The sequence below is a fragment of the Streptomyces sp. NPDC059564 genome (assembly GCF_042735575.1).
Lineage (GTDB): Bacteria > Actinomycetota > Actinomycetes > Streptomycetales > Streptomycetaceae > Streptomyces.
In genome coordinates, this window is sequence record NZ_JBHWBP010000453.1 from 1 (window position 1) to 5,412 (window position 5,412).

Annotated in this window: 7 protein-coding genes; 5 read left to right on the top strand and 2 right to left on the bottom strand. The window is 76.7% G+C overall.

Annotated elements, in window-relative coordinates:
* Nucleotides 1-832 (top strand): hypothetical protein (locus tag ACFV0Q_RS37975; protein WP_385012150.1); only part of this gene is annotated, 832 nt, incomplete at its 5' end.
* On the top strand, nt 825-1,250 hold the full coding sequence (locus ACFV0Q_RS37980; RefSeq protein WP_385012153.1) for a peptidase inhibitor family I36 protein: 426 nt from the start codon (nt 825-827) through the stop codon (nt 1,248-1,250). The genes ACFV0Q_RS37975 and ACFV0Q_RS37980, both read left to right, overlap by 8 nt.
* 75 nt (nt 1,251-1,325) lie before the next feature.
* Here ACFV0Q_RS37980 and ACFV0Q_RS37985 read toward each other — a convergent pair whose 3' ends face one another.
* Complete coding sequence (locus ACFV0Q_RS37985) at nt 1,326-1,829, bottom strand: hypothetical protein (protein WP_385012156.1); 504 nt, start codon at nt 1,827-1,829, stop codon at nt 1,326-1,328.
* Nucleotides 1,830-2,096: 267 nt separating this feature from the next.
* Here ACFV0Q_RS37985 and ACFV0Q_RS37990 point away from each other — a divergent pair, with 267 nt between their 5' ends.
* The 3 genes from ACFV0Q_RS37990 (at nt 2,097) to ACFV0Q_RS38000 (ending at nt 4,611) form a co-directional block, all read left to right on the top strand.
* Nucleotides 2,097-2,663 carry an HPP family protein gene (locus ACFV0Q_RS37990; RefSeq protein WP_385012157.1) on the top strand — a complete coding sequence of 189 codons (567 nt, stop codon included), beginning with the start codon at nt 2,097-2,099 and terminating at the stop codon, nt 2,661-2,663.
* Nucleotides 2,664-2,771: 108 nt separating this feature from the next.
* Nucleotides 2,772-3,509: a VOC family protein gene (locus tag ACFV0Q_RS37995; RefSeq protein ID WP_385012163.1), complete on the top strand. Its 738-nt coding sequence runs from the start codon at nt 2,772-2,774 to the stop codon at nt 3,507-3,509.
* A gap of 73 nt (nt 3,510-3,582) precedes the next feature.
* Entirely contained in the window at nt 3,583-4,611 is a 1,029-nt protein-coding gene (locus ACFV0Q_RS38000; protein ID WP_385012159.1) for a PHP domain-containing protein, read from the top strand.
* A gap of 4 nt (nt 4,612-4,615) precedes the next feature.
* On the opposite strand, the gene ACFV0Q_RS38005 is transcribed toward ACFV0Q_RS38000, so the two are convergent.
* On the bottom strand, nt 4,616-5,412 hold a 797-nt coding region (locus ACFV0Q_RS38005; protein ID WP_385012161.1), incomplete at its 5' end, for a UbiA family prenyltransferase.

Sequence of the window (5,412 nt, forward strand, 5' to 3'; positions counted from 1 at the left end):
GGTCCTGATCAGCCGCTTCATGGCGGACCGGGGCTGCCGGTACGCCTTGACCGAACCCCCGCGGGCCGCGCGGGAGCAGCGCTCGTTCCCGTACGGGGTGGACGACGTGGAGTGGGCCCGCGCCCACGGCTACGGCGGCCGGGCCGACCGGGCGGGCGCCGAGGCCCGGGAGGCGGATCCCAACCAGCGGTACTTCCACCGGCTGACGGCGCGCGGACGCGCGGCCGCCCGTACCGCGCTGATGGGGGCCTCCCCGGTCGGCCTGTCGGCCACCGCCCCCACCGGGATGACGCTCACGGCGAGCCCCGACGGGTGCATCGCCCAGGCGCAGCGCTCCCTGTACGGGGACCTGGCCGCCTGGTTCCGCGTCAAGGTCGTCACGATGAACCTCCGCCCCGTGCAGGAGGGGAAGGTCCGCGAGGACCCCCGGTACACGGAGGCGGTCGGCGCGTGGGCGGCCTGCATGCGGGCGGCCGGCCGCCCGTACGACTCCCCCGACGCGTCCCGGGCCGCGGCCGCCGCCCTCGCGGAGGAACTGCCGCCGGACCGGGCCGACGCGGCCGAGACCGCCCTCGCGGTCACCGAAGCGACCTGTGCGACCAGCACCGCGCTGAGCCGGGTCTCCCAAGCTCTGGACCACACCTACGGCGATGAAGTCCGCGCGCGTCACCAGGACGACATCGACCTGAGGCGGAGGCTCCAGAACGCCGCGCTCCCGAAGGCGGAGCGCGTCGTCCCCCCGTCCGACCGACCCACCGAGCCCACCGACAGCACCGACAGCACCGACAGCACCACCACAGGCACCGACTCTTCCGGAGGATCCCATGCGTAAGTTCCGTACGACGATGCTGGCCTGCGCGCTCGCGCTCCCGCTGCTCGCGGTCCCCGCGACGCTGACCACCGCCTCCGCCACCCCGGCCGCCACCCCGGCCGACGCCTCAGGGGTGGCGGCCGACGGCAACTACTGGGTCTGGGCCGACACCAACGAGGGCGGCCCGCGCTGCGGCTGGAGCGGGAACGACTCCGACTGGCGCACCTGTGGTGCCGGGGGCAACTACAACATGAACGACCGGGCCTCGGCCTTCTGGAACAACGGCTACGCGGGCAACCTCGGCGACGTCCGCGTCTACGAGAACATCGGCTACGGCGGCGCCTCCACCTGCGCGCCGAACGGCTCCCGCGGCAACATCCCGTGGGAGTGGAACGACCGGATCTCCTCGCACAAGTGGGTCACCGGCTGCGGTTTCTGATCCACCGCGCCGCCCGACCCCCACGCACGGCCTCCCGGGACCCGAACCCGGGAGGCTTCCGGCCGTCCCGCGGCGTCAGTCCGGGAGCCCGGCGCCGCAGCGGGAGCAGTAGCGGGCGCCGGGTTCGGCGGCGAGGCGGCCGCAGTCCGGGCAGACCCGGTGCAGCAGACAGGCCGTCTCACCGCCCTCGGCGGGGGCCGGGTCGGGGAGCGGGCCGGCGCCGATGCCGAGCCCGGGGCGCCGGGTGTGCACGGTCAGGTACGCCATCCCCTGCGGGCCCGCGGTGAGCGAGCGGCGCGCGCCCCGGGCGAGCCACACCGCCGAGTGCGGCCGCAGTGCGTGCGGGCCGTCCGCGGTGTCGATCCGCCCGGCGCCGTCCACGACGACGAGCAGGACGTCGAGGGCGGGCTCGGCGTGCTCCGCGATGACGGCGCCGGGGCGCAGCCGGATCAGGTTGGAGTCGAGGCCCCGCGCGGGCCCGGTCAGCCGCCAGAGGGCGCCGGTCGCGTCGTCGGGGGCGCCCGCGATCACCGCGTCGAGGTCCGTCAGGACCCCGGTGGGGTCCGGGTGCGTCGTCATGCCCGTCCTTCCTGCCGTCCGCGCGTGCCCCCGCATTCCTACACGATCGGGGCCCGCGTTTCGGGGCCGTTCCCCTCTTCGCCCGGGCGGTGCGAAGACCCCCGCCGATGGCGTCGCACGGGTGAGCGATAAGGTCGTGGCCGGATTGCGTCGGCCGTACCAGGAACGGACGCGCGGCCGGACCGAAGGTCGATCACCGGGTCCGGCCCGGCTCCCCCGCGCCGCCTCCTCCCCGCCCCCGCACCTGCCCCGGAAACCCGCCCCGCCATGAACCCCAGCACCGCGACCGCCACCGCCCCGCGCTCCGAAGCCGTCCCGGGCCCGGAACCCGCCGCGCACCCGCGCCCGGCCGCGCCCCGTGCCCCGGCCCGGCCGAGCGCGGCCGCCGCCGTCCACAGCGTCAGCGCGGCGACGACGGTGCTGCTGGCCCTCGTGGCGATCGGCGCGGTGATCCACGAGCCGGTGCTGATCCCCCCGCTGGCCGCCAGCGCCGCCCTGGTGCACAGCGCCCCCGCCCTGCCGCTGTCCCAGCCGCGCGGGGTGGTCCTCGGCCACCTGATCGGCGCCGCCGCGGGCTACGCCGTCCTCGCCGCGGCGGGCAGCAGCGCCTGGGCGGCGGCCCTGGCGGCCGGGCTGACCCTGGCCCTGCTCACCCTCGCCCGCACCCCGCACTCGCCGGCCGTGGCCACCGCCGTGGTGACCGTCCTGCAGACGCCGGCGCCCGCCCGCTTCGTGCCGCTGCTCTTCGGTTCCACCGTGCTCCTCGTCCTCACCGGCTACGCCGGGTCCCGCATCCGCCGCAAGGCGCCGAGGTATCCCGCCTACTGGTGGTGATGACCTGCGGGCGCGCCTGCGCGGCGGCGGGGGGCGGCGGACGCTACTTCTAGTCCCGTGGCAATTTCTACGAAGGACGTCTTCGGGGCCCCCTGCTGGGTGAGCCTGATGGCCCGTGACCTGGAGGCCTCCCAGCGTTTCTACGGGGCGGTCGCCGGCTGGACCTTCCGGCCGGCGAAACAGCTCGGGGCGGGGTTCTCGGTGGCCGTCCTGGACGGCGTACCGGTCGCCGGGATCGGGGCGCTGGCCGCCGACCTGGCGGTGCCGGTGGCCTGGACCCCGTACTTCGCGGTGGACGACGCCGACGTCGCGGCGGACCGGATCCGGGAGCGCAGCGGCACGGTCGCGGTCGGCCCGGTCTCCTTCCCGACGGGCGGCGGCCGCGCCGCGCTGGTCGCCGACGTCGACGGGGCGGTCTTCGGGATCTGGGCCGGGCCGGTCGCCGCCGACTGGCGGGTCGGCAAGGGCATGGCTCCGGCCTGGCTGGAACTGCGCACCCGCAACGCCTTCGACGCCGCGCTCTTCTACGGGGAGGTGCTGGAGTGGGCCACGGGCCGCCCCGGGTGCTGCGAGGTCTCGTACGAGGAGGAGCAGGTCGTCCTGCGGCAGGGCGGCGAACCGGTGGCCCGGCTGAACAGCGGCCCCGTGGAGCCCGGCGCGTACACCCCGCACACCCGGCCGCGCTGGCACGTCCACTTCCGCGTCCCGGATCTGGACGAGGCCGTGGAGGCGGCCCTCGGCCTCGACGGACGGACCGTCTCGGTGTTCACCACGACCGACACCGAACGCTCGATCGCGCTCCGCGACCCGGACGGGGCCCTGTTCACGCTCACCGCCGACCTCTGAGCCCCGTCCCCGGAGGCGGGCGGGTCGCGGGTCGGGCGGCGCGTTGCGACACTGGCCCGGGAGGAGGTGCGCCATGGAACCGGTGGCGGCGCTGGACCGGATCGCCTTCCTGCTGGAGCGCGCCCAGGCCCCCGCCTACCGGGTACGGGCCTTCCGTACGGCGGCCGCGGCGCTCACCCGGATGGGTGAACGGGAGACCGCCGAGCGGGCCGCGTCCGGCTCCCTCGAATCGGTGAAGGGCATCGGGCCCAAGACGGCCCAGGTGGTCCGGGAAGCCCTGGAGGGGGCGATTCCGCAGTACCTCCTCGGTCTGGAGGACGAGGCCGCCGCGATGCCCGAGGGGCCGCCGCCCACGCCTGGAGCCGAAGCGCTGCGGGCGGCCCTGCGCGGGGACTGCCACCTGCACTCGGACTGGTCGGACGGCGGGAGCCCGATCGACGCGATGGGCCGCGCCGCCGCCGCGCTGGGCCACGAGTGGGCGGTGCTGACGGACCATTCGCCGCGGCTGACGGTCGCCCGGGGCCTCTCCCCGGAGCGGCTGCGCGAACAGCTGCTGGCGGTGGCGGAGCTGAACGCGGCGTGGGCGCCGTTCCGGCTGCTCACCGGCATCGAGTGCGACATCCTGCCCGACGGCTCGCTCGACCAGGAGCCGGAACTCCTGGACGGGCTGGACCTGGTGGTGGGCTCGGTGCACTCGAAGCTGCGGATGGAGGCTCCGGAGATGACGCGGCGGCTCCTGGCGGCGGTGCGCAATCCGCTGATGGACGTGCTCGGGCACTGCACGGGACGTCTCGTCACGGGCCGGACCCGGCCGGAGTCCGCGTTCGACGCCGAGCGGGTGTTCGCGGCCTGCGCGGAGTCCGGCACGGCCGTGGAGATCAACAGCCGGCCCGAGCGGCTGGACCCGCCCCGGCGGCTGCTGCGCCTCGCCGTGGCGGCGGGCACCTTCTTCGCCGTCGACACCGACGCGCACGCGCCGGGCCAGCTGGACTGGCAGATCCTGGGCTGCGAGCGGGCCGTGGAGTGCGGGGTGCCCACCGCCCGGGTGGTCAACACCTGGCCGGCGGAGCGACTGCTGGAGTGGACCCGTACCCGCGTCTGAGCCGTCAGCGCAGTCCCGCGCCCCGGACCAGGAGCAGCAGGACGTCGCCGCCCGCGACCGCCATCGTGGCCAGGAACGGGATCCGGCCGGGCGCCCGGGCGGCGGTGGCCGGCAGGGCGCAGGTCAGCGCGAGCAGCCCCCAGCCGTACGGGCCGACCGGGCCCGGCGGGCCGAGGAGCAGGGCGGCCGTCGAGGCGAGGACCAGAGCGGCGGCCAGGGCGGCCGAGCGGCGGGCGCCGAGGCGGTGCGGCAGGCCCCGTACGCCGGTGGCGAGGTCGTCGGCGATGTCGGGCAGCACGTTGGCGAAGTGGGCGCCCGCGCCGAGCAGGGCGGCGGCGCCGAGCAGCCAGAGCGGCGGCCAGGGCCGCCCGGGCAGGGCGAGCGTCACGAAGGCCGGGAGCAGTCCGAAGGCGAGGACGTACGGGAACCAGGACGCGGCCGTGCCCTTCAGGCGCAGGTTGTACGCCCAGGCGGCCGCGACCCCCACCAGGTGCGCGGCCCCCGCGAGGAACCCGGCGGCCAGCGACAGCGGCACGCACAGCAGCAGCGCGCCGACGGCGGCGCGGGTCACGGCGGCGGCCGGTACGGCGCCCGTGGCCAGGGGTTTGTCCCGGCGGCCGGTGGCCAGGTCGCGCCGCAGGTCGGCCCGGTCGTTGGACCAGCCCACCGAGAGCTGGCCGGCTGCCACGGCGGCGGCCGTCAGGGCGGTGCCGGCGGGGCCGCGCCCGGCGGCGGCCGCCAGCACGGCGGAGAAGAGGGTCACGGCGGCGGCCGGCAGGGGGTGGCAGGCGCGCAGCAGGC